This is a genomic window from Pseudonocardia kongjuensis (assembly GCF_039526905.1).
Classification (GTDB): Bacteria; Actinomycetota; Actinomycetes; order Mycobacteriales; family Pseudonocardiaceae; genus Pseudonocardia; species Pseudonocardia kongjuensis.
This window is the reverse complement of the sequence record NZ_BAAAJK010000003.1, coordinates 174,924-195,975: the sequence shown is the minus strand read 5'-3', so window position 1 is coordinate 195,975 and position 21,052 is coordinate 174,924. Positions and strand designations below refer to the sequence as shown.

Annotated in this window: 19 protein-coding genes; 11 read left to right on the top strand and 8 right to left on the bottom strand. The window is 72.3% G+C overall.

The window, feature by feature from the left end; genetic code table 11:
* Positions 1-101 precede the first annotated feature (101 nt).
* Positions 102-1,475 (top strand): MFS transporter, encoded by a 1,374-nt coding sequence (locus ABD160_RS03980; RefSeq protein WP_344018299.1) that lies wholly within the window; start codon positions 102-104, stop codon positions 1,473-1,475.
* Positions 1,476-1,536: 61 nt separating this feature from the next.
* On the opposite strand, the gene ABD160_RS03975 is transcribed toward ABD160_RS03980, so the two are convergent.
* Genes ABD160_RS03975 through ABD160_RS03960 form a run of 4 tightly spaced genes read right to left on the bottom strand, consistent with a single transcriptional unit; the run spans position 1,537 to position 5,016 of the window.
* Positions 1,537-2,640: a gamma-glutamylcyclotransferase family protein gene (locus ABD160_RS03975; protein WP_344018297.1), complete on the bottom strand. Its 1,104-nt coding sequence runs from the start codon at positions 2,638-2,640 to the stop codon at positions 1,537-1,539.
* A gap of 48 nt (positions 2,641-2,688) precedes the next feature.
* Positions 2,689-2,964, bottom strand: a complete 276-nt coding sequence (locus ABD160_RS03970) for a hypothetical protein (RefSeq protein WP_344018295.1) — start codon at positions 2,962-2,964, stop codon at positions 2,689-2,691.
* Positions 2,961-3,221, bottom strand: a complete 261-nt coding sequence (locus tag ABD160_RS03965) for a hypothetical protein (protein ID WP_344018293.1) — start codon at positions 3,219-3,221, stop codon at positions 2,961-2,963. Before ABD160_RS03965 ends, ABD160_RS03970 begins: the two co-directional genes overlap by 4 nt.
* A 10-nt stretch (positions 3,222-3,231) precedes the next feature.
* The gene (locus ABD160_RS03960) at positions 3,232-5,016 is read right to left on the bottom strand and encodes a sigma-54-dependent Fis family transcriptional regulator (protein ID WP_344018292.1); all 1,785 of its coding nucleotides are present in this window, start codon (positions 5,014-5,016) and stop codon (positions 3,232-3,234) included.
* Positions 5,017-5,585: 569 nt separating this feature from the next.
* Here ABD160_RS03960 and ABD160_RS03955 point away from each other — a divergent pair.
* From ABD160_RS03955 to ABD160_RS03930, 6 genes are all read left to right on the top strand, one after another.
* Complete coding sequence (locus tag ABD160_RS03955; RefSeq protein WP_166666025.1) at positions 5,586-7,223, top strand: ferritin family protein; 1,638 nt, start codon at positions 5,586-5,588, stop codon at positions 7,221-7,223.
* A gap of 212 nt (positions 7,224-7,435) precedes the next feature.
* Complete coding sequence (locus ABD160_RS03950) at positions 7,436-8,497, top strand: FAD-binding oxidoreductase (RefSeq protein ID WP_344018290.1); 1,062 nt, start codon at positions 7,436-7,438, stop codon at positions 8,495-8,497.
* On the top strand, positions 8,494-9,702 hold the full coding sequence (locus ABD160_RS03945; protein ID WP_344018288.1) for a ferritin family protein: 1,209 nt from the start codon (positions 8,494-8,496) through the stop codon (positions 9,700-9,702). The genes ABD160_RS03950 and ABD160_RS03945 overlap by 4 nt, the downstream gene beginning before the upstream one ends.
* A complete protein-coding gene (gene mimD, locus ABD160_RS03940) occupies positions 9,702-10,064 on the top strand; it encodes a propane 2-monooxygenase effector subunit MimD (protein WP_344018286.1) in 363 nt (120 codons plus the stop codon). Before ABD160_RS03945 ends, mimD begins: the two co-directional genes overlap by 1 nt.
* Positions 10,065-10,228: 164 nt before the next feature.
* Positions 10,229-11,917 (top strand): chaperonin GroEL, encoded by a 1,689-nt coding sequence (gene groL / locus ABD160_RS03935; protein WP_344018284.1) that lies wholly within the window; start codon positions 10,229-10,231, stop codon positions 11,915-11,917.
* Positions 11,918-11,990: 73 nt separating this feature from the next.
* Positions 11,991-13,160 carry an amidohydrolase family protein gene (locus ABD160_RS03930; protein ID WP_344018282.1) on the top strand — a complete coding sequence of 390 codons (1,170 nt, stop codon included), beginning with the start codon at positions 11,991-11,993 and terminating at the stop codon, positions 13,158-13,160.
* A gap of 12 nt (positions 13,161-13,172) precedes the next feature.
* Here ABD160_RS03930 and ABD160_RS03925 read toward each other — a convergent pair whose 3' ends face one another.
* On the bottom strand, positions 13,173-13,703 hold the full coding sequence (locus tag ABD160_RS03925; RefSeq protein WP_344018280.1) for a PadR family transcriptional regulator: 531 nt from the start codon (positions 13,701-13,703) through the stop codon (positions 13,173-13,175).
* Positions 13,704-13,777: 74 nt separating this feature from the next.
* Between ABD160_RS03925 and ABD160_RS03920 the strand changes: the two genes are divergently transcribed.
* Genes ABD160_RS03920 through ABD160_RS03910 form a run of 3 tightly spaced genes read left to right on the top strand, consistent with a single transcriptional unit; the run spans position 13,778 to position 17,412 of the window.
* A complete protein-coding gene (locus ABD160_RS03920; protein WP_344018278.1) occupies positions 13,778-15,160 on the top strand; it encodes a carotenoid oxygenase family protein in 1,383 nt (460 codons plus the stop codon).
* A 49-nt stretch (positions 15,161-15,209) separates the two neighbouring features.
* Positions 15,210-16,220 (top strand): iron-siderophore ABC transporter substrate-binding protein, encoded by a 1,011-nt coding sequence (locus ABD160_RS03915; RefSeq protein WP_344018276.1) that lies wholly within the window; start codon positions 15,210-15,212, stop codon positions 16,218-16,220.
* Between the two features lie 22 nt (positions 16,221-16,242).
* On the top strand, positions 16,243-17,412 hold the full coding sequence (locus tag ABD160_RS03910; RefSeq protein WP_344018274.1) for an MFS transporter: 1,170 nt from the start codon (positions 16,243-16,245) through the stop codon (positions 17,410-17,412).
* Positions 17,413-17,505: 93 nt separating this feature from the next.
* On the opposite strand, the gene ABD160_RS03905 is transcribed toward ABD160_RS03910, so the two are convergent.
* Positions 17,506-18,144, bottom strand: coding sequence for an MBL fold metallo-hydrolase (locus ABD160_RS03905; RefSeq protein WP_344018272.1), 639 nt, complete (start codon positions 18,142-18,144; stop codon positions 17,506-17,508).
* Entirely contained in the window at positions 18,144-19,232 is a 1,089-nt protein-coding gene (locus tag ABD160_RS03900) for an S-(hydroxymethyl)mycothiol dehydrogenase (RefSeq protein ID WP_344018270.1), read from the bottom strand. The genes ABD160_RS03905 and ABD160_RS03900 overlap by 1 nt, the downstream gene beginning before the upstream one ends.
* 189 nt (positions 19,233-19,421) lie before the next feature.
* Between ABD160_RS03900 and ABD160_RS03895 the strand changes: the two genes are divergently transcribed.
* Entirely contained in the window at positions 19,422-20,600 is a 1,179-nt protein-coding gene (locus ABD160_RS03895; RefSeq protein WP_344018268.1) for a fumarylacetoacetate hydrolase family protein, read from the top strand.
* A gap of 9 nt (positions 20,601-20,609) precedes the next feature.
* Here the strand turns inward: ABD160_RS03895 and ABD160_RS03890 are convergent, their stop codons facing one another.
* The gene (locus ABD160_RS03890) at positions 20,610-21,041 is read right to left on the bottom strand and encodes an acyl-CoA thioesterase (RefSeq protein ID WP_344018265.1); all 432 of its coding nucleotides are present in this window, start codon (positions 21,039-21,041) and stop codon (positions 20,610-20,612) included.
* Positions 21,042-21,052 lie beyond the last annotated feature (11 nt).

Genomic DNA, 21,052 nt, shown 5'->3' with positions numbered 1-21,052 from the left:
TCTGTAAGCTCCCGGCCGCGCAATGTCCGAGAATATGTCGATTGTGTAACGAAATATGTCCCCGAGTTGCGGAACGTATTTCGGTATTGGGGGTGTATCGAATGTCCTCGGTTCCGGCCGACCCCGGTCAGCAGGGCACACACGGTGAGGTGGAGCCGTCGATCCTGCGCCGGGCGGTCGCCGCCTCGGCGATCGGAAATGCCACCGAATGGTATGACTACGGCGTCTACGGATACGTCGCGGTGATCATCGGTTCGAACTTCTTCCCGGGTGACTACGAGCGGCTGTTCGCGCTCCTCGGGCTCGCCGTCTCGTTCGTGCTGCGCCCGCTCGGCGGGATCGTGTGGGGGCCGCTGGGCGACCGTATCGGCCGGCAGAAGGTCCTGGCGATGACGATCATCCTGATGGGTGTCGCCACCTTCCTGATCGGCATCCTGCCGACCTTCGAGACGATCGGCGTGCTCGCGCCGATCCTGCTGATCCTGCTGCGGGTGGTGCAGGGCTTCTCCACCGGCGGCGAGTACGGCGGCGCCGCGACGTTCATGGCCGAGTACTCCCCGGACCGCAAGCGCGGTTTCTGGGGCAGCTTCCTCGAGTTCGGCACGATGGCCGGCCTCACCCTGGCCGCGCTGGTCGTCTTCGGCCTGACCGCCGCGATCGGCGACGACGCGATGACCAGCTGGGGCTGGCGGATCCCGTTCATGCTGGCGCTGCCGCTGGCGCTGATCGGTCTGTACATCCGGAGCAAGCTCGAGGACACCCCGGTGTTCCGCGAGCTGGAGGAGAGCGGGCAGGCCGAGACCGCGGCCACCGGGGCGCTCAAGCGACTGCTGGTCGACTACCGCAAGCCGATCGTCACCCTCTTCGGCCTGGTCATCGCGCTGAACGTGACCAACTACGTGCTGCTCACCTACATGCCGACCTACCTGCAGGGCACGATCGGGATGAACGCCGACGACGCCACCCTGGTCGGCGTGCTCGGTGGCGCGCTGATGATGGTCTTCATCCCGATGGCGGGATCGCTGTCCGACCGGATCGGGCGCAAACCCTGCTGGCTGATCTCGATGACCGGCGTGTTCGTCCTGGCGATCCCGATGTACATGCTGATGGGCGTCAGCTTCGGCTGGGCGGTGGTCGGGTTCACCGTGCTGGGCCTGGTCTACGCGCTGCAGCTGGGCACCATCTCGGCGACGTTCCCGGCGATGTTCCCGACGCACGTCCGGTTCGCCGGGATGGCGATCTCCTACAACGTGGCGACGGCGATCTTCGGTGGCTGGGCGCCGGTCGCCAGCGAGGCGCTCGTGGAGTCCACCGGGGACCTGCTGATCCCGGCCTACTTCATGATGGGCGCCTCGCTCGTCGGGCTGGTCGCGCTCTACTTCGTGATCGAGACGAAGGGATCGTCGCTGAGCGGCCGGGAGCTGCCGGGGCTGGCCGAGCACGAGGCGAAGCAGGCCGCCAGGGCGCGCGCCTGAGCCGTCCGCCGGCACCGGGCCGGGCCCGTCCCCGCAGGCCGGGGGCGGGCCCGGCGCCGGTTCAGCGCAGTGCCGCCCAGCCGCCGGGCAGCGGCACGTGCCCGTCCCGGGCGGCCGTCCACAGCCACGCCCAGCAGACGGCGCCGTCGTCGAGCACCACCCGGATCCGCTCGTACTCCGGTCCCTCGTAACCGTCCAGCGCCGGCAGCGCGGTCACCGGATCGGCGAGCTCGACGACGTAGCCGGGCACCCCGGTGCCGCCGTCCAGGCTCAGCGCCGGATAGCCGTGCCCGGTGTCGGCGACGCTGCCGGCCGGCAGGAACGCGGGCCGCGGCAGCACGTGCGGGTCGGCGTGCTCGCGGGCCAGCGGCCAGGCGCGCTGACCGGGCATCAGCGATCCGTAGACGAACACCCGGGACGGCCAGGCGTCCGGCTCGGGCCGGCCGGTCACCGTCCCGGCGTCCAGCCCGTCGGCGCCCGGCTCGCCGGTCAGCGCCGCCGCCCCGGCCTGGCCGAGCTGTGCGCACCGCACCGGGCCGCCGTCGACCAGCAGCGGGCGCCGGTCGGTGCGCGGATCGCCGGTGGGCCGCTCGGGGGCGACGTAGGCGAAGGGCCGGTCCAGCACCTCCCCGGTCCCGGGGACGGTGACCGAGCCGGTGGCGATCCGGGCCAGCCGGTAGCGGGGCGGCTCGGCGGACCGTCCCTCGACGGCGTCGAGCGCGCTGAACTGCTCCGGTGCGGCCAGCCAGACGACGTGCTCCTCCACGGCGCCGGGGACCGCGGCGAGGGTGGCCGGACGCTGGTCGTCCACCACCCGGCGGCCGGCCGACCACACCGCGGCCAGTCCCTCCGCCCGGACCCGCAGCGCGACGACCGGCCCGGTGAGCCCGCGGTGCGCCCGCATCCAGCTGATCTTCGACGGGTTCGCGTTCGATCCGTAGGCCAGCACCGGGACCCGCCCGGCCAGCGGGGCCGCGCCCCGCTCGGCGAGCCACCCGTCGAGGCAGCGACCGGCGACGAGCCGGCCGGACGGCGCGCCGGGATCGGCGGTGACCGGGTGGGTCAGGCCGTCGTCGTGGACGAACGAGACGCCCGGGCGGGCGCCGGGATAGGGGTCCGCGGGAAAGGCGGAGTCCGGCCACGGCGACGGGGTGTCCGGTTCCATGCGGAGCGACGGTAGATCAACATCCCGGATCGCGCACCCACCGGGAGGTCAGCCGGTGCGGTCGTCGTCCGCCCGGCGCACCGCCGGATGGAAGCGGCGCAGCAGTGCCGAGGCCGCGGCGCCCAGCCCGAGGACGCCGAGCCAGCCGACCAGGGCGTACGCCCAGGCGGGGGTCCCGGCCGGGGCCAGCGCCACCACCGCGACCAGCACCAGCACGGCCGAGCCGATGCCGACGAGCACCCGCTGCCAGCCGGGCACCTCGTCGGGCAGGCCGAAGATCCGGCCGAGCGCGCAGCCGGTCCCGGACGTGCCGGCCCCGCTCACGAGGCCCGCCCCCGTTCCCGGCCGCGGGCCACGGCCCGCCGGAGCAGCGCCGCGGTCGCCACCATCAGCCCGAACACCACCAGCATCCCGACGAGCGACCGGATCCAGACCGGCGTCCCCGCGGGCAGGGTCAGCGGCACGAAGAACACCCCGACCATCGTGCTGCTGAGCAGGACCATCAGCAGCAGCGGCGGCGGGGTGCCCGCCGGGAACGTCAGCGCCCGCACGAGCGGGTTGCGCCGGGCCGGATCGGACATACCGCGCAGGCTACCCGGAGGCCGACACGCCCTCGGGCATCGCGATCCCGTAGCCGCGGATCTTGCGGTAGATCGTGGCCCGGCTCATCCCGAGCCGCCGCGCCGCCTCGGCCTTGTTGCCGTCGGCGTCGAGCAGCGCGTCGACGATGGCGTCGCACTCGATCGATTCCAGCGGCGTCAGCACCCGGCGGGTCAGCGCCCTGGTCTCCGGCGGCAGGTCCTCGACCCGGATCACCCCGGTGCGGCGGCGGGCGACGACCTTGCGCAGGACCTGGTAGAGCTGGTCGACGTTGCCCGGCCACCGGTTGCGCATCAGCACCCGCAGCGCCTCCGGCGAGCAGGTCAGGTCGGCCCCGCGGGTCAGCCGGGCCAGCAGGTACGGGACGAGCTCGGCGACGTCCTCCACGTGGTGGCGCAGCGGCGGGACCTCGATGGTCCGCGGGAAGGCGCCGAGCAGTGCGGTCAGCTCCGGGCTGTCGGTGCCGCCGTCGGGCGCCGGGCCGCGGGTGGCGACCACCCAGGGGCGCTCGTGGTCGGTGGACTCGCGCTGCGGCTCCAGCGCCTCGGTCAGCGCGGTCGCGGCGGCCGGCGGGAGCGTGTCGACCTCGCGGAGCACCAGCGTGCCGCTGCCGCCGGCCAGCTCGTCGGTGACCTCGGCCAGCCAGCGCGGCGAGAAGTCGGCGGCGTCCAGCACCCGCACGTGCCCGGCGGGGGAGTGCAGGTGGTGGGTGGCCCGGGCGAGGGTGGTCCGGCCCGATCCCGGTTCGCCCTCCAGCACCACCCACTCGTTCTTGCGCAGGTGCCGGTCGACGGACTGGGCGCACTTGGTCCACAGCGCGCCGGAGCCGACCGCGGTCGGCAGCGCCGTGGTGATTGTCGGGTGCGAGCCGCGGGGGCCGGGCGCCTCCCGGTGGGTCAGTGTCACCTGGAGCACCCCGCCCGAGGACCCGTCGCTCTCGGCCCAGCTCGGACGGCACTGCACCCTGGCGGTCGCGCCGCTGGGCAGGTCGACGACGAGCTGGCGGCTGCGCCCGGAGCGCAGCGCCTCGGTGGCCCCGGCCAGCAGCGGGACCTGGTCCGACGGCGCGATCAGCTCGCGGGCCCGGTCGTTCATCATCACCAGGTCGTCGCCCACGGCGAGCACCGCGGTGTTCCCGGCCCGCTGGACAGCGGCGAGGTAGTCGTGCAGCAGGGTCAGCTCGTGCCGCCCGGAGGCGGCCAGCAACGCCTCCTCGATCCGGCGGGCGGTGGTCGCCGCCGTCGCCATCATCAGCGAGTTGGCCTCCCTCCGCCAGCCCGTCAGGTCGACCACGCCGAGGATCTTCCCGGTCACCGGGTGCCGGATCGGCGCGCCAGCGCAGGCCAGGTCCTCCAGGTGCTCGACGAAGTGTTCGTGCCCGAAGACCGCGGTCGGCCGGCGCCCCTCCAGTGCGGTGCCGATCCCGTTCGTGCCGACGTGCCGCTCGGCGTAGGAGAAGCCCGGCGCCAGCCACACCCGATCCAGGTGCTGGCGCAGCGCCGAGTCACCGGTGCGGCGGTCGAGGACGACGCCGTCGTGGTCGCACAGGATCAGGCTGACCGGCTCGGTGGCGAACTGGTCCGCGAGCTCGGCCACGATCGGTGTCGCGGCCCTGGCCAGCGGCCCGTCGGTCTCGCAGTCCAGCTCGGCGAGGTCGATCGAATCGGCCGGGACATCCATGTCGCGGGACCGGATCCAGGAGGCCAGGATCGGGGCGCGGACCGACTCGGGGGCCACGGCGTCGCGGTGCAGGAAGGCCTCCCGCGCCGCCGCCACCCGTTCCGTTGCGACGAGAGCACTCGCGTGGCCGCTACCGGGGCTGTGCGGGGCGGTGGTCCGCCCTGATCCGGTACCGCCCTGCGCACCATCGGGCAGGGATGTCACGGATGGCCTCCTCGCCTGCGTCGTGATCGGGAACCACACCCCGCAACCGAGGGCTGAGCAGCGGTGACCTGCTCCGGAAGAAGGTGTGACGACGACGGTACGCGCCGTGAGAGCAAGATCACCAGACGTGACCGTTCTGCAGCGTCTCATATTGAGACCTCCGACCCCCTGCGGAGCCGGTGTGATTCGCAGCACGGGATGAACGGCACCGGAGCCGCGGGATCCACTCGCGCCCCCCGGCCGCTGCAGGTCCCGTGACCGATCTCCACCCGGGGCACCCGCGCTCGCCCCGTGGTCCGGCGGTCGGGCGAGGCGGACCCGTACGACAGGCGCTCTCCCCGGAAGGACTCGGGGACCCGCGGGGCGCATGCACCGGCGGCCGCCGCGATCGACGCACGACCGGTTGGACCGAATCCGACCACCACCCACCACCGTGAGGAGACGACGTGAGTCGGCAGAGCTTGGCAAAGGCTCACCAGAAGATCCAGGAGCTTTCCTGGGAGCCGCAGTACCACGAGCCGTACATGAAGTACGGAACCGACTACACCTTCAAGAAGGCGGCGAAGAAGGACCCGCTCAAGCAGGTCCTGCGCTCGTACTTCCCGATGGAGGAGGAGAAGGACCACCGCGTCTACGGTGCCCAGGACGGCGCCATTCGCGGCAACATGTTCCGGCAGGTGCAGGAGCGCTGGCTGGAGTGGCAGAAGCTCTTCCTGTCGATCATCCCGCTGCCGGAGATCTCGGCGGCGCGGTCGATGCCGATGCTGTTCCACGTGGTTCCGAACCCGGAGCTGCACAACGGCCAGGCGATCCAGATGATCGACGAGGTTCGGCACAGCACGATCCAGCAGAACCTCAAGCGCCTGTACATGAACAACTACATCGACCCGGCGGGGTTCAACAACTCGCTGCGGAACTTCCAGTCGGACTACGCCGGCACGATCGGCCGTCAGTTCGCCGAGGGGTTCATCACCGGTGACGCGATCACCGCGGCGTCGATCTACCTGACCATCGTCGCGGAGACCGCGTTCACGAACACCCTGTTCGTGGCGATGCCGGCGGAGGCGGCGGCAAACGGTGACTACCTGCTGCCGACGGTCTTCCACTCGGTGCAGTCCGACGAGTCGCGGCACATCTCGAACGGTTACGCCACGCTGCTGATGGCGCTGTCCGACGAGGACAACCGCCAGCTGCTCGAGCGTGACCTGCGGTACGCCTGGTGGAACAACCACCGGGTGGTCGACGCCGCGATCGGTACCTTCATCGAGTACGGCACGAAGGACCGCCGTAAGGACCGCGAGTCCTACGCGGAGATGTGGCGTCGCTGGATCTACGACGACTACTACCGCTCGTACCTGCTGCCGCTGGAGAAGTACGGCCTGGTCATCCCGCACGACCTGGTCGAGGAGTCCTGGAACCAGATCTGGAACAAGGGCTACGTCCACGAGGTCGCGCAGTTCTTCGCCACCGGTTGGTGCGCCAACTACTGGCGGATCGACGGCATGACCGACACCGACTTCGAGTGGTTCGAGTACAAGTACCCGGGTTGGTACGACCGGTACGGCAAGTGGTGGGAGAACTACAACCGCCTTGCCAAGCCGAACGGTCACCACGCGATCGTCGCCGAGGACGTCGACTACGTGTACCCGCACCGGTGCTGGACCTGCATGGTGCCGTGTCTGGTGCGCGAGGACATGGTCGTCGACAAGGTGGACGGCCAGTGGCGGACGTACTGCCACGAGGTCTGCCGCTGGACCGACGCCGAGGCGTTCCGTCCCGTGTACCAGGGTCGCGAGACCCCGAACATGGGCAAGCTCGTGGGTCACCGCGAGTGGGAGACGCTCTACCACGGTTGGAACTGGGCGGACGTCATCCAGGACATGGGCTTCGTCCGGGACGACGGCAAGACCCTGACCGCCCAGCCGCACCTGGATCTCGACCCGAAGAAGATGTGGACGCTCGACCACATGCGGCGGATGCCGCACCTGGCGAGCCCCAACGTCATCCTCAACGAGATGAGCGACTCCGAGCGCGAAGCGTTCGTGGCGGACTACAACCGCCAGGGGCCGGCCGGTCGCCCCGCGCCCACCGACGCCTGAGCGCGGGTCAGGCGAGGGGGGAGGGATCCCGCTAGTCCATAGCGGGGCCCTCTCTCCGCGGCCCGGCCGGGGGGTCGTCTTCCCCGGCCGGGTCAACCCGGCCGTCCCCTGGTGGGACGGCGGGGTCCTGCGCGTGCTCACTTGTCCGATTCGTCGCTTTTCTCACACCAATGTCGCGGTGTTGTTCACGCAAGAGAGGTGGTCCGTAGACCGTGGGTGACAAACACGTCGTGCGGTTCGAACCGGTCGGTATCGAGATCGAGGTCGACGAGGACCAGAACATCCTGCGCGCGGCCGCCGAGCAGGGTGTCCAGCTCATGCACGGCTGCAAGGAAGGCCAGTGCGCGGCCTGCAAGTCGTTCGTCCTCGAGGGCGAGGACATCGAGTACGACAGCTACTCGACGTTCGCGCTGCCGGACTACGAGAAGGAGGAGGGCTCGACGCTCCTCTGCCGGGCGCACGCGTACGAGGACCTGGTGATCGAGCTCCTCAACTACGACGAGGAGATCATCCGGTCCGGGCTGCCACTCACCAAGGGTGCGGTCGAGGTGGTGTCGGTCGAGAGAGTCACCCACGACATGCGGCACCTGACGGTCAAGCTGGTCGAGCCGAGCGAGATCAAGTTCTTCCCGGGGCAGTACATGGACCTGGTCTGCCCCGGCACCGACGAGAGCCGCTCGTTCTCGATGGCGAACACGCCCAACCGGGACGGCCTGTTCGAGTTCGTGATCAAGGTCTACCCGGGCGGCCTGTTCGGCACCTGGCTCGACGAGACGGCCAAGCCCGGCGACCGGCTCGACGTCGAGGCCCCGTTCGGCACCTTCACCCTGCGGCAGAACCGCAGCTCGCGGCTGATCTTCGTCGGCGGTGGGGCCGGGATGGCTCCCGTGCTGGGCCTGCTCCGCGCGATGGCCGAGGGCGGGGTGGAGCGGCAGGCGACCTTCTACTACGGCGCCCGCACGTCGAAGGACCTCTGCTTCGAGAAGGAGCTCGCCGATCTCGCACCGCAGCTCACCGACTTCCGTTTCGTGCCGGCGCTGTCCGAACCGGACGGCTCCGACGGCGACTGGGCCGGCGAGACGGGGCTGATCACCGATGTGGTCAGGAAGAACGAGCCCGATCTGAAAGGAGCCGATGCCTACGTCTGCGGTCCGCCACCGATGGTCGACGCGGCCATCGCGACGCTGACCCAACTCGGTGTGAGCGAGGACAACATCTTCTACGACAAGTTCACCACGACCGGTGAGCAAGAAGGCGAGGACGGACTCTCATGACACAGTCCACCACCACGGACGACGCGACGTCCGGTTCGCAGCGCAGCGTTCCCAAGCCTGTCTTCACCGACGCCGAGGCCGGGGCCCGCGAGTTTCCCGACTCGAGTTCGAACGCGCGCCGCTACAACTACTACAGCCCGGCGAAGCGCAAGCAGACCGTGTACGAGGACACCACCGTCGAGGTCCAGCCGGACCCGCGGCACTACCTCACACAGGGCTGGATCTACGGCTTCGCCAACGGCGAGGGCGGCTACCCGCTGCACTGGACCAAGCTGAAGGCGTGGGGCGTCGACGAGCCCGAGCCGCAGCGCGGGATCGGCACCGGCGGCCTGACCGTCAAGAACTGGCCGGCCCACGGCTGGCACGAGTTCCGTGACCCGAACGAGGAATGGGAGCAGTCCCTCTACCGGTACAACGCGAACGTCGTCCGCCAGCTCACCCAGAACATCGAGAACGCCCGCAACGGCAAGGCGTTCGAGCTCTGGAACACGAACTGGACGCGCTTCGTCGAGCGCAACGTCGGTGCCTGGATGCACATCGAGCACGTCCTGGGGCTGTACGTGTTCGCCGCGAACGAGCGGTCCGCGCCGACCAACATGCACAACACGGCGCTCGCAGCGAACTCCACCCGCAAGATCCGGTTCGCCCAGGACCTCGCGCTCTACAACCTGACGCTCTCCGAGGAGATCGACGGGTTCGACGGCCGGGCCCACCTCGACGCGTGGGACAACGCGCCGGAGTGGCAGGGCGCCCGGAGGCTGACCGAGGCCCTCACCGCTGTCCAGGACGACTGGGGCGAGGCCATCTTCGCGACGAACTGCATCTTCGAGCCGCTGGTCGGGGAGCTGTTCCGGTCGAACCTGGTGATGCAGTCCGCCGCCACCAACGGCGACTTCGTCACCCCGACGGTGATGGGGGCCGGCGAGTACGACTACGCGCAGCGGGACCTGCGCTGGTCGATCGCCTGTTTCGCGCCGCTGGTGCGGGACAAGGAGTTCGCCGACCACAACCGGGAGCTGTTCAACGGCTGGCTGCGGACCTACGTGCCGCAGGCGCTGGAGGCGGCCCGGCAGATGCAGCCGATGTGGTCGCAGTCCGACTCGAAGCCGCCGACGTTCGAGGACTCCCTCGACCGTGCCAAGAACCGCTTCGCCGGGATCTGCGCCGATCTCGGTCTCGACGTCCCCGAGGAGCTGAAGCAGTGATGACGAGCACCGACTCGCCGTTCAAGCAGGACAGCACCGCGTCGAACATGTGTGGCTTCACCCTGATGAACAACCAGATCGGCGCCATCATGGCGACCGTCCTGGACCGTCAGGACAACGTCACCGTCCAGCACCTGCCCTCGATGATCCGGGTCGACGGGGTCGGCAAGTTCGAGGTCGACTACGCCGAGATGGACGAGGAGGCCGGCCAGGAAGAGGGCTGGTTCGACGCGGCCGAGTTCGAGGAGAACATGTCGACCCACTACGGGCGCATGGTCCACCTGGACGACAAGACGATCATGTTCGCCAACCCCGAGGACGCCGCCGAGTACATCGACTTCGATCTGAAGCCGGTGGACTGACGCCCTCGCCCTGAGGCGCCGCACCGCCCGGGATGACGACCCGGCGCGGAGCCACCACACCCCACGCCCGGCCCGGGCGGTGCGGCGCTGCTCGGTCACCGAGCACCTGCGTTGATCCGCACCCGCGCACTGGACCAACTCATCCCTCCGGGAGGACTCCCACCATGGCCAAGGAACTCCGCTTCGGCGCCGAGGGCCGGCACCTGCTGCAGGCCGGTGTCGACCAGCTGGCCGAAGCCGTCAAGAGCACGCTCGGCCCCAAGGGCCGCAACGTCATCCTGGAGAAGATCACGGGTTCGCCCGAGGTCACGAACGACGGCGTGACGATCGCCCGCGAGATCCACCTGCGCGACCCGTTCGAGAACATGGGCGCCCAGCTGGTCAAGGAAGCCGCGGTCAAGACCAACGACACCGTCGGCGACGGCACCACCACCGCCACCGTGCTGGCCCAGGCCATCGTCCGGGAGGGCATGCTCGCCATCGAGCGCGGCGGCAACCCGGTGCTGGTCAAGCGCGGCATCGACATCGCGGTCGGCGCGCTGGTGGACCGGCTGCAGACGGTGTCGCACCCGGTGGGCACCGAGGAGGACTACGCCCGCGTCGCCGCCATCTCGGCCAACGACGACTGGTCGATCGGCACCGTCGTCGCCAAGGCGCTGCACACCGTCGGCGACGACGGCGTGGTGACCGTGGACGACAACCCGGTGCCCGGCGTCTCGGTCGACTTCGTCGAGGACTTCGAGTTCGACAACGGCTACGTCTCGCCCTACATGGTGACCAACCCGGGCACGCTCGAGGCGGTCGTCGACGACCCGTACATCCTGTTCTCGGCCGGCCGGATCAAGGACGTCCAGGAGATCATGCCGGTCCTGGACCGGATCATGCGCAACGAGCGGCGCCCGCTCGTCGTGATCGCCGAGACGGTCGAGGGCACCGCCCTGCAGATGCTGGTGCACAACCACGTCAACGGGCACTTCCAGGCCGTCGCGATCAAGGCGCCCGGCTTCGGCGAGAAGCGCATCCACCTGCTGGAGGACATGGCCGCGCTGTGCGGCGGCCAGGTGCACTCGAAGAGCTCCTCGTTCTCCCTGGAGCAGATCGACGTCACCCACCTCGGCCGGGCCACCCAGATCCGGGTGACCAGCGAGAACACCACCATCATCGGCGGGCACGGGGACAAGCAGAAGCTGGAGTACCGGCTCTCCCAGCTGCGCGCCGAGCTCGCCAGGGCGACCATCGGCACCGACGAGGACTTCTTCTCGGACCGGATCGCCCGGCTCTCCGGCAAGGCCGCGATCATCTCGGTCGGCGCGCCGACCAACGCCGAGGCCCGCGAGATCCGGCACCGGGTCGACGACTCGCTGCAGGCCACCCGGGCCGCCGTCGCCGAGGGCATCGTCGCGGGCGGTGGCGCGGCGCTGCTGCACGCCGAGCCCGCGCTGGACGAGCTCGACGTGACCGGGGACTACCGGATCGGCGTCGAGATCGTCCGGCACGCGCTCACCGAACCGGTGCACCTGATCGCCTTTAACGCCGGCTACGACGGCGACGAGGTGGTCAAGCAGGTCGGCGCGCTGGACGCCGACTCCGGGTTCGACGCCCTCGAGGGCCGCTACGGGAACATGGTCGAGATGGGGATCATCGACCCGCTCCGGGTGGTCCGCTCCGCCCTGCAGAACGGCGCGTCGGTGGCCGGCCTGATCCTCACCACCAACTCGCTGGTGGCCGAGGAGGTCACGCCCTGGAACAAGGCGCTGATGACCGAGTTCGGTGAGCTCGACGAGGGCATCCCGCAGCCCAGCCCGGACTCGAGCACGCCGCAGTCGATGGGTCTCGGACCCTCCGTCGGCTGAGTCGCGGACGGTACATCGCAATCCCGGCCCGGCACGCCGAGCGCGTGCCGGGCCGGTCCGTGAGAGTGGAGAGGTGGACCTGGTGGACCGGTGTTGCGGGGGTGCCGGCGTCTCGTTCGTCGTGGACGCCCAGGTCCACGGCTGGGACGGGCGTCCGCACAACCAGGCGGGCCCGGCCGGTGAGCAGTTCGTCGCCGACCTGCACCACCGGCACCGGATGGTCGATCCGTCCCCGCGGCCGTTGTCGGCGGACGCGTTCGGGCTGGTCACCCGGGAGGCACTGGCCGCGCACGTGCTGTCCGCGGTGGACCGTGCGGTGCTGGTCCCGGCGACCTTCGACGACCTGTTCGTGCTCGGGTTCGCCGCGCCGGCCTGGCACGCCGAGCTCGCCGAGGAGCATCCCGGACGGCTGGTGCTGGCCGGCGAGCTCGACCCGGCCGACCGGGAGCGGGCCCGCGGCATCGGCGCCCAGGTCACCCGGGGCGGCCTGCGCGCGCTCACGGTGCTGCCGTCGCGGCGGCCGGAGACCGCGGTCTCGCTGCGCGCGTCCTGGCTGCGCCGGACGCTGATCCGGGCCGAGCAGGCCGGGGCCGGCGTCGTCCACATCGGGGTGGCGCCGACCGCGCGGCCGCCGGCCGCCGCCCCGCAGTGGGCGCACGCCGGCGTCGTCGAGGCGGGGGAGGCGGTGCCGCGCCCGCGCTGGCCGTCCTGGGCGGAGCCGGTCCGCGCCGGGTCGGCGCTGCCGGTCCGGGCCCGGACGCCGGGCCCGCTGCCGGCCGGCGCGGTCGACGTCGCCGAGGTGCGGGAGCTGGCCGCGGCGCTGCCCCGGGTCCGGTTCGTGCTGGGCGCGGCCGCCGCGCCGACCGCGGCACTGACCCGGCTGGCCCGGCTGCCGAACGTCTACGTGCTGCTCACCGACCTGCTGATCGCGTTGCGCCGCAACCCGGAACCGGCCGCCGAGGCGCTCGGCGAGCTGCTCGCCGCCTACGGGCCGGACCGCCTGATGTTCGGCAGCGGCTATCCGCTGGTGCGGCCGGCCCGGCTGATCCGGGACCTGATGACCTTCCGCTACCCGGACTCGCTGCGCGGGCGCTATCCCGAGCTGGACGACGAGGTGCTCGAGGCGCTGCTCGGCGGCACCGCCTCCCGGCTCTACCGGCTGGCCGATCCGCGGGTGCCGCAGGCCGGGCGCCGGCGACCGGCCGGGCCGGTCGCGCTCTCCCGGTCGCCGCGGGCGCGCTGACCGGACCGCGCCTCACGCCTCGGCGCGCAGCCGCTCCGCGGCCCACCGGGCCCAGTCGCGGACCGTCTCGTACTGCCGGACGCCGAACTCGGCGGCGAGCTGTCCCATGCCGTCCTCGCCGAGCATGGGGGCGTCGTCGGGGTGCTCGGCGCGGACCGCGCGCAGAACCGCGAGGGAACGTTCGGCGTCCTCGGCGGTCCGGTCGAGCACGGCCAGCGCGTCGTCGCGGGGGAGTGCGGCGATCAGGAACATCCGCAGCACCGGCTCGTTGCGGACCTTGCCCTGCTGCGGCGGGGCGAGCATCCAGCGGCGCAGCTCGGCGCGCCCGTCGTCGGTGAGGGTGTAGGTCTTCGCGCCGCGCGCGCCCTCCTCGGTCACCTCGGCGAGCCCCTGCGCGGCGAGCTTGCCGAGCTCGGGATAGACGCTGGTGTGCCCGGCCTGCCAGGCGTAGCGGCCGAGATCGGTGTCGAACACCCGGGCCAGGTCGTAGCCGGTGGCCGGGCGCAGGGCGAGCAGTCCGAGTAGGGCGTGCGGGAGCGACACACCGGGAAGCTTACCTGCCGAGAACGACATGTCAGTATTGACATGTCGGGTTCGGAACCCTGATGCTCGTCGGCATGACGACGACCGACCGACTCCCGGAGTACCTGCAGGGCCACTTCGCCCCGGTCCCGGACGAGATCACCGTGCACGACCTGCCCGTCACCGGGGCGCTGCCGCCCGAGCTGGACGGCCGCTACCTGCGCAACGGGCCCAATCCGCTGCCGGGCGAGGATCCGGGGCACTGGTTCGCCGGGCACGGGATGCTGCACGGCATCCGGCTCCGCGCGGGGCGCGCCGAGTGGTACCGCAACCGGTGGGTGCGCACCCGGCTGCTCGACGGGCGCCCGCACCTCACCCCGGACGGCGCGCCGGACCTGGCCGCGGTGCCCGCGAACACGCACGTCGTGCCGCACGCGGGCCGGATCCTCGCGCTGGTCGAGGCCGGGCTGCCCTACGAGGTGACGCCGGAGCTGGACACGGTCGGCGCCGTCGACTTCGGCGGGCGGTTGCACACCGCGATGACGGCGCACCCCAAGACGGATCCGGTGACCGGGGACCTGCACTGCTTCGGCTACGGGTTCGTCCCGCCGTACCTGACCTACCACCGGATCTCCGCGGCGGGCGAGCTGGTCGCCAGTGCCGAGGTCGCCGTCGCCGGGCCGACGATGATGCACGACTTCGCGATCACCGACCGGCACGCGGTGTTCCTCGACCTGCCGATGACGTTCCGGATGGCGGACGCGCTCACCGGTGCCATGCCCTACCGGTGGGACGACGGCTACGGCGCGCGGCTGGGCGTCATGCCGCTGGACCGGCCCGGCGAGGTCCGCTGGTTCGGGATCGACCCGTGCTTCGTGTTCCACGTCGGCAACGCGCACACCGACGCCGCCGGCCGGATCGTCGTCGACGGCGCCCGCTACGCCCCGGCCGACGTCGCCGTCATGTGGCCCTCGCTCGGTGACGGCCCGGCCGGGCCCGCCGCGTCGGCGGCCGCCACCGGAACGGCGACCCTGCACCGGTGGACGCTCGACCCGGCGACCGGCTCGGTCACCGAGACCGCGCTGTCCGGGACGGGACTGGAGTTCCCGACCATCGACGACGCCGTGGTCGGCCGGCCGAACCGCTACACCTACGCCGTCGCGGACACCGGTCCGGCGGGTGCGCCGTACTCCGCCGTGCTGCGCCACGACCGGCACCGGGACGAGCTGGTCGCGCACGAGCTCGGCCCGGACGTCGTCGCCGGCGAGGCGGTGTTCGTGCCGGCCGCCGGCGCGGACCGCGCCGAGGACGACGGCTGGCTGCTCTCGGTCACCACCACCCGGGACGGCCGGGCGTCCGAGCTGCTGGTGCTCGACGCCCGGGAGCCCGCCGCCGCCCCGGTGGCCCGGGTGACGCTGCCGCGCGGCGTCCCGTCCGGGTTCCACGGGTCCTGGCTCCCCGATGGTGAGCAAGGCTAGGCAAACCTGAGGCGTCGATCTACGATTCCGCCGCGGAACGGAGGCGGACATGGACATCACGCGGCGGCAGCTGCTGGTCGGATCACTGGTCGCGGCGGGCGGGCTGGTGCTCGCCGGGTGCGGCCGGGACGAGGGCCCCGGCGGCGGCGCCGACCCCGCGGCGGCCCCGGGATTCCCGGTCACCCTCGAGCACCGGTTCGGGACGGCGACGATCGAGCGCCCCCCGCAGCGGGTCGTGACCATCGGCTACAGCGACCACGACGCGGTGCTCGCGCTCGGCGTGCCGGTCGCCGGCATCCGCTACTGGTACGGCCCGGAGGACGACGCGATCCAGCCCTGGGCCGACGAGGCCGCCCGGCTGACCGGCTCGCAGCCGCAGATCCTGAACATGCAGACGCCGGACCCGGAGAAGATCGCCGCCGTCGCGCCGGACCTGGTGATCGGCATCTACTCCGACCTCGACCAGGGCAGCTACGACCTGGTCAGCGCGATCGCGCCGACCGTGGCCGCGCCCGCGCAGTTCGCCGACTACGGCGTCCCGTGGCAGGAGACGCCCCGGCTCACCGGGCGGGCGCTGGGCCGCTCCGAGCAGGCCGAGCAGCTGGTCACCGACCTCGGCGCCCGGTTCGCCGCGGCCCGCGAGGCCAACCCGCAGTGGGCGGGCAACGAGGTCGTGGTCGCCACCCGCAGCGCCGACAAGCTGGGCGCCTTCGCCTCGACCGACCTGCGGTCGCAGTTCTTCACCGAGCTCGGGTTCGTCGTGCCCGCCCGGTTCGACGAGCTGGCCGGGGACAACTTCTACACCGACCTCAGCTTCGAGCAGACCGACGAGCTGGACCACGACCTGCTGGTGTGGGACCAGCTGTCCTTCACCCCGGGCGGGCGGGCCACCGTGGAGGCCGATCCGCTGGCGTCCCGGCTGGCCGTGTCCCGCGAGGGGCGGACCGTCTTCCTGGAGGGGGCCACCGAGCTGGCGTTCGCCTGGCAGACCGTGCTGAGCCTGCCCGCCGCGCTGGACGGCATCCTCCCGCTGGTGGAGCAGGCGCTGCCGAGGGGCTGATCGCGGCTTGCGAGGGTGGGGCGTGCCCCGCTCCCTGTCCGCGCCCTCGTTCCTGCTGCTGCTGGCCGCGACCGCGCTCGCCTTCGGCGGCTACGCGCTGCTGCTGCCGGTGGTGCCGCTGTGGGTGTCCCGGGGCGGCTCCGGGGCGTTCGGCGCCGGGCTCACCACCGGTGTGCTGATGGCGGTCACCGTCGGCACCCAGCTGCTCGTCCCGGCGATGCTGCGCCGGATCGGGCACCGCGCCGTGCTGGTCACCGGTTCGCTGCTGCTCGGCCTGCCGACCCCGCTGCTGGCGCTGTCCGCGGACCTCGCGCCGGTGCTGGCGATCTCCGCGGTGCGCGGCGTCGGGTTCGGCATGGCGACGGTCGCCGGCAGCGCGCTGGTCGCCGAGCTCGTCGAGCCGTCCGCGCACGGCCGGGCCTCGGCCCGGTACGGCTACGCGATCGGTGTGCCGCAGCTGGCCCTGCTGCCGGCCGGGGTCGCCGTGGTCGACCTGACCGGGTTCACCGGCGTGTTCCTGGCGGCCGGGATCGCGCCGGTGGCCGGGGCACTCGTCGTCGCGTTCGTCCGCGGGCCCCGGCGCGGGCGGCTCGCCGACCGGGCGCCGGCCCGGCCCGCCGCCTCCCGCGGGCTCACCGGGCATCCGCGGGCCCCACGGCACCGGCTGCCCGCCGCCCCGGTGCTGGCGATGCTGGCCTGCTCCACCGCGCAGGGCGGGGTGATCACCTTCGCGCCGCTCGCCGTCCCCGGCGCGCCGGCGGCCGTCCCCGCCGCGCTGTTCGCGACCGCGCTCGGGGCGCTGCTCGGCCGCGGCTTCGCCGGTGCCCGCACCGACCGCAGCGGACGGCCCGGCGCGCTGCTGCCGGCCGGCACCCTGGTCGCCGGCGCCGGGATGCTCGGGGTGCTGGCCGCGCCGCTCGCCCCGCTGCTGCTGGTCGCCGGCGCGACCGCGGTCGGGATCGGCTTCGGGATCGTGCAGAACGACTCGCTGGTCGCGCTGTTCGCGGCCGCCGGGCCGCTGTACTACGGCCAGGCCAGCGCGGCCTGGAACATCGCCTACGACGCCGGCACCGGCCTCGGCGCGGCCGGGCTCGGCGCGATCGCCGAGCCGTTCGGCTTCGTCGCCGCGTTCGGTGCGGCGGCCGCGCTGCTGCTGGGCGTCACGCCGCTGGTCCGGCGCCGGTCCGGCTGAGGTCGCGCGCCGAGATGCGCACCCGTGTCCTGTGGAGATCCACAATTCGCACTGGGGCGCATCTCGGCGGGGTGGCGCCGGGTCAGGAGCCGGTCAGGATCCGTTGCGGATCCATTCCTCCAGGTGCGGGGCCTCGTCGCCGATCTTCGTCGAGTCGCCGTGCCCGGTCCGGACCTGGGTGTCGCCGGGCAGCGTCAGCAGCGTCGTCCGGATGGACTCGATGATCGTGTCGAAGCTCGAGTACGACCGCCCGGTCGCGCCCGGCCCGCCCTGGAACAGCGTGTCGCCGGTGAAGACGACGCCCAGCTCCGGCGCGTAGAGGCAGGACGAGCCGGGGGAGTGCCCCGGGGTCTGCAGCACCCGCAGGTCGATCCCGCCGGCGGACAGCACCTGGCCGTCGGCCAGCTCCTCGTCCGGCTTGCGGTCCGGCCAGGTCATGTCCCACAGGACGTGCTCGGCCGGGTTGAGCAGGATCGGCGCCGAGAACCGGTCGGCCAGCGCCGGGGCCTGGTTCACGTGGTCGTCGTGCGCGTGCGTGCACACGATCGCCTCGACCCGGCGGTCGCCGACGGCCGCCGCGATCGCGTCGGCGTCGTGCGCGGCGTCGATCACGAAGACCTCGGAGTCGTCACCGACGATCCAGACGTTGTTGTCGACGTCGAAGCTGCCGCCGTCGAGGTTGAACGTCCCGGAGGTGACGACGTGGCCGATCGCGGAGTCGAGGGCGGCCATCAGAGGACCACCACCGAACGCAGCACGTCGCCCGAGTGCATCTTCTCGAACGCCTTCTCGACGCCGTCGATCCCGATCTCCTCGGTCACGAACTTGTCCAGCGGGAACCGGCCCTGCAGGTACAGGTCCACGTAGGTCGGGAAGTCCCGGCTGGGCAGGCAGTCGCCGTACCAGGACGACTTGAGCGCGCCGCCGCGGCCGAAGTAGTCGATCAGCGGGATCTCCGGGGCCTGCAGGTCCGGCGTCGGCACCCCGACCAGGACGACGGTGCCGGCCAGGTCGCGGGCGTAGAACGCCTGCTTGTAGGTCTCCGGGCGGCCGACCGCCTCGATGACGACGTCGGCGCCGTTGCCGTCGGTGACGCTCTGGATGAACTCGACCGGGTCGGTCTCCTTGGCGTTCACCGTGTGCGTGGCGCCGAACTCCTGCGCCCAGGCCAGCTTCCGCGGGTCGGTGTCGACGGCGATGATCGTGGTGGCGCCGGCGAGCTTGGCGCCGGCGATGGCGGCGTCCCCGACCCCGCCGCAGCCGATCACGGCGATCGAGTCGCCGCGGCCGATCTGCCCGGTGTTGACGGCGGCGCCCAGCCCGGCCATCACGCCGCAGCCGAGCAGGCCGGCGACCTTGGCCGGCGCCTCCGGGTTCACCTTCGTGCACTGCCCGGCCGCGACCAGGGTCTTCTCGATGAACGCGCCGATGCCCAGCGCCGGGGACAGCTCGGTGCCGTCCTCCAGGGTCATCTTCTGGGTGGCGTTGTGGGTGTCGAAACAGAGATGCGGCTTGCCCTTCTTACAGGCCCGGCACACCCCGCAGACGGCCCGCCAGTTCAGCACCACGTAGTCGCCGGGCTCCAGGTCGACGACGCCCGCGCCGACCGACTCGACGATCCCGGCGGCCTCGTGGCCGAGCAGGAACGGGAACTCGTCGTTGATACCGCCCTCGCGGTAGTGCAGGTCGGTGTGGCAGACCCCGCAGGCCTGGACCTTCACCACGGCCTCGCCCGGGCCGGGATCGGGGACGTTGATCGTCTCGATGGTGACCGGCTCGCCCTTGGCGCGGGCCACGACGCCACGTACCTGTTGTGTCATATATACCTACTTCCGGTCGTCGTCGACGACGTCCGCCGACGGATGCTCAGATCGCGACTCTGGCATGCGTTCCCGCCGGCTGTCTCGCCCGAACCCCGATGAATCACGTGTTACTTCCGAGTCACCTGTCCGCAGGTCGTGCCGTGGGCCGGCACCGTTGCGAAGCGGTCTCGCGTACGGTCGTCGGCTGTGACCGTGCCGCCGACCGAGCCGCCGACCCCGCCGCCCGGCCTCGCGCTGGGCGTCGTCGCCGGCGCGGGGCGTCCGGGCAGCTCCCGGATCGCCTGCCCGCTGCCCGACGGCGGCCTGCTCGACGTCGGATCGCTCGCCACCGCGCAGCGCGGCCCGCACCCCGAGCTGCTCACCGCGCCGAACCTGGACCGGCTGCTGGCGGCGGACGCCCGGGTGTGGCGCGAGATCGTCGGCTGGCTGCGCGGGTGGCGCCAGGACCACGAGCGGGCGTTCGCGCACCGGCTCCCGGCCGAGGGGCTGGTGCCGCTGCTGCCGTTCTCGGTCGCCGACTACGTCGACTTCTACGCCTGCGAGCAGCACGCCCGCAACGCCGGGCTGATCTTCCGGCCGGACGCCGAGCCGCTCGCCCCGAACTGGCGGCACCTGCCCGTCGGCTACCACGGCCGGGCCGGGACGGTCCGGGTCAGCGGGACCCCGGTCGTCCGGCCCGCCGGGCAGCGCGCCGCGGGCGACTTCGGCCCGACCCGCCGGCTCGACCTGGAGGCCGAGCTCGGGTTGGTCCTCGGCGGCCCGGCGCCCGGGCCGGTCGCGGTGGACGACGCCGCGGAGCACGTGTTCGGGGTGGTGCTGCTCAACGACTGGTCGGCCCGCGACGTCCAGGGCTTCGAGACCCGCCCGCTCGGCCCGCACCTGGGCAAGTCGTTCGCCACCTCGATCTCGGCCTGGGTGACCCCGCTCGACGAGCTCGCCGCCGCCCGGGTCCCGGTGCCGCCGCACGATCCGGAGCCGCTGCCCTACCTCACCCCGTCGTCGCCGGCGCTGGGACTCGACGTCGAGCTGGCCGTGCACCTGAACGGGCAGCGGATCTCCACCCCGCCCGCGGCGGACCTGTACTGGTCGCCGGAGCAGCTGGTGGCGCACCTGACGTCGAACGGGGCGGGGGTGCGGGCCGGCGACCTGCTCGGCTCGGGGACGGTCTCCGGTCCGGAGCGCGGGCAGTTCGGCTCGATGCTGGAGCTGGCCTGGAACGGCCGGGACCCGGTCGCGCTGGCCGGCGGCGGGCAGCGCTGCTGGCTGGAGGACGGCGACGAGGTCGTGCTCAGCGCGACCGCGCCGGCCCGCGACGGGGGACGGTTCTCGTTGGGAGAGGTGCGGGGCCGGATCCGCGGGGCGTGACCGGCGGCCTCACGCGCCGCGCAGCGGCCGCTCCTCGCCGAGCGCGTTGCGGATCAGCGGCGGCACCTCCTGCTTGCCCGAGCCGTCGACCGCGATGACCACGTACACGGTGCGGCAGTCGCAGGTGACGACCCGGTTCCCGGCGTCGTCGAGCGCCCGCACCTCGAAGTCCAGTGCGAAGCTGGTCCGGCCGATCCGGGCGGTGGACACCGCGACCACGACGTCCTCGCCCCAGCCGACCCCGGCCCGCCAGTCCAGCTCGGTGTGCACCAGCTGGACGTCGTAGCCGGCGTCGAGCATCGCCCGGTAGGTCAGCTCCCGGTGCTCCAGGAACTCGGTCATCGCCTCGTCGAACCAGGCCAGGTACCAGGCGTTGAACACCACACCCTGGGCGTCCACCTCGTGGTAGCGCACCCGCACCGGGAACTCGAAGGTCGCCATGCGGTGATGCT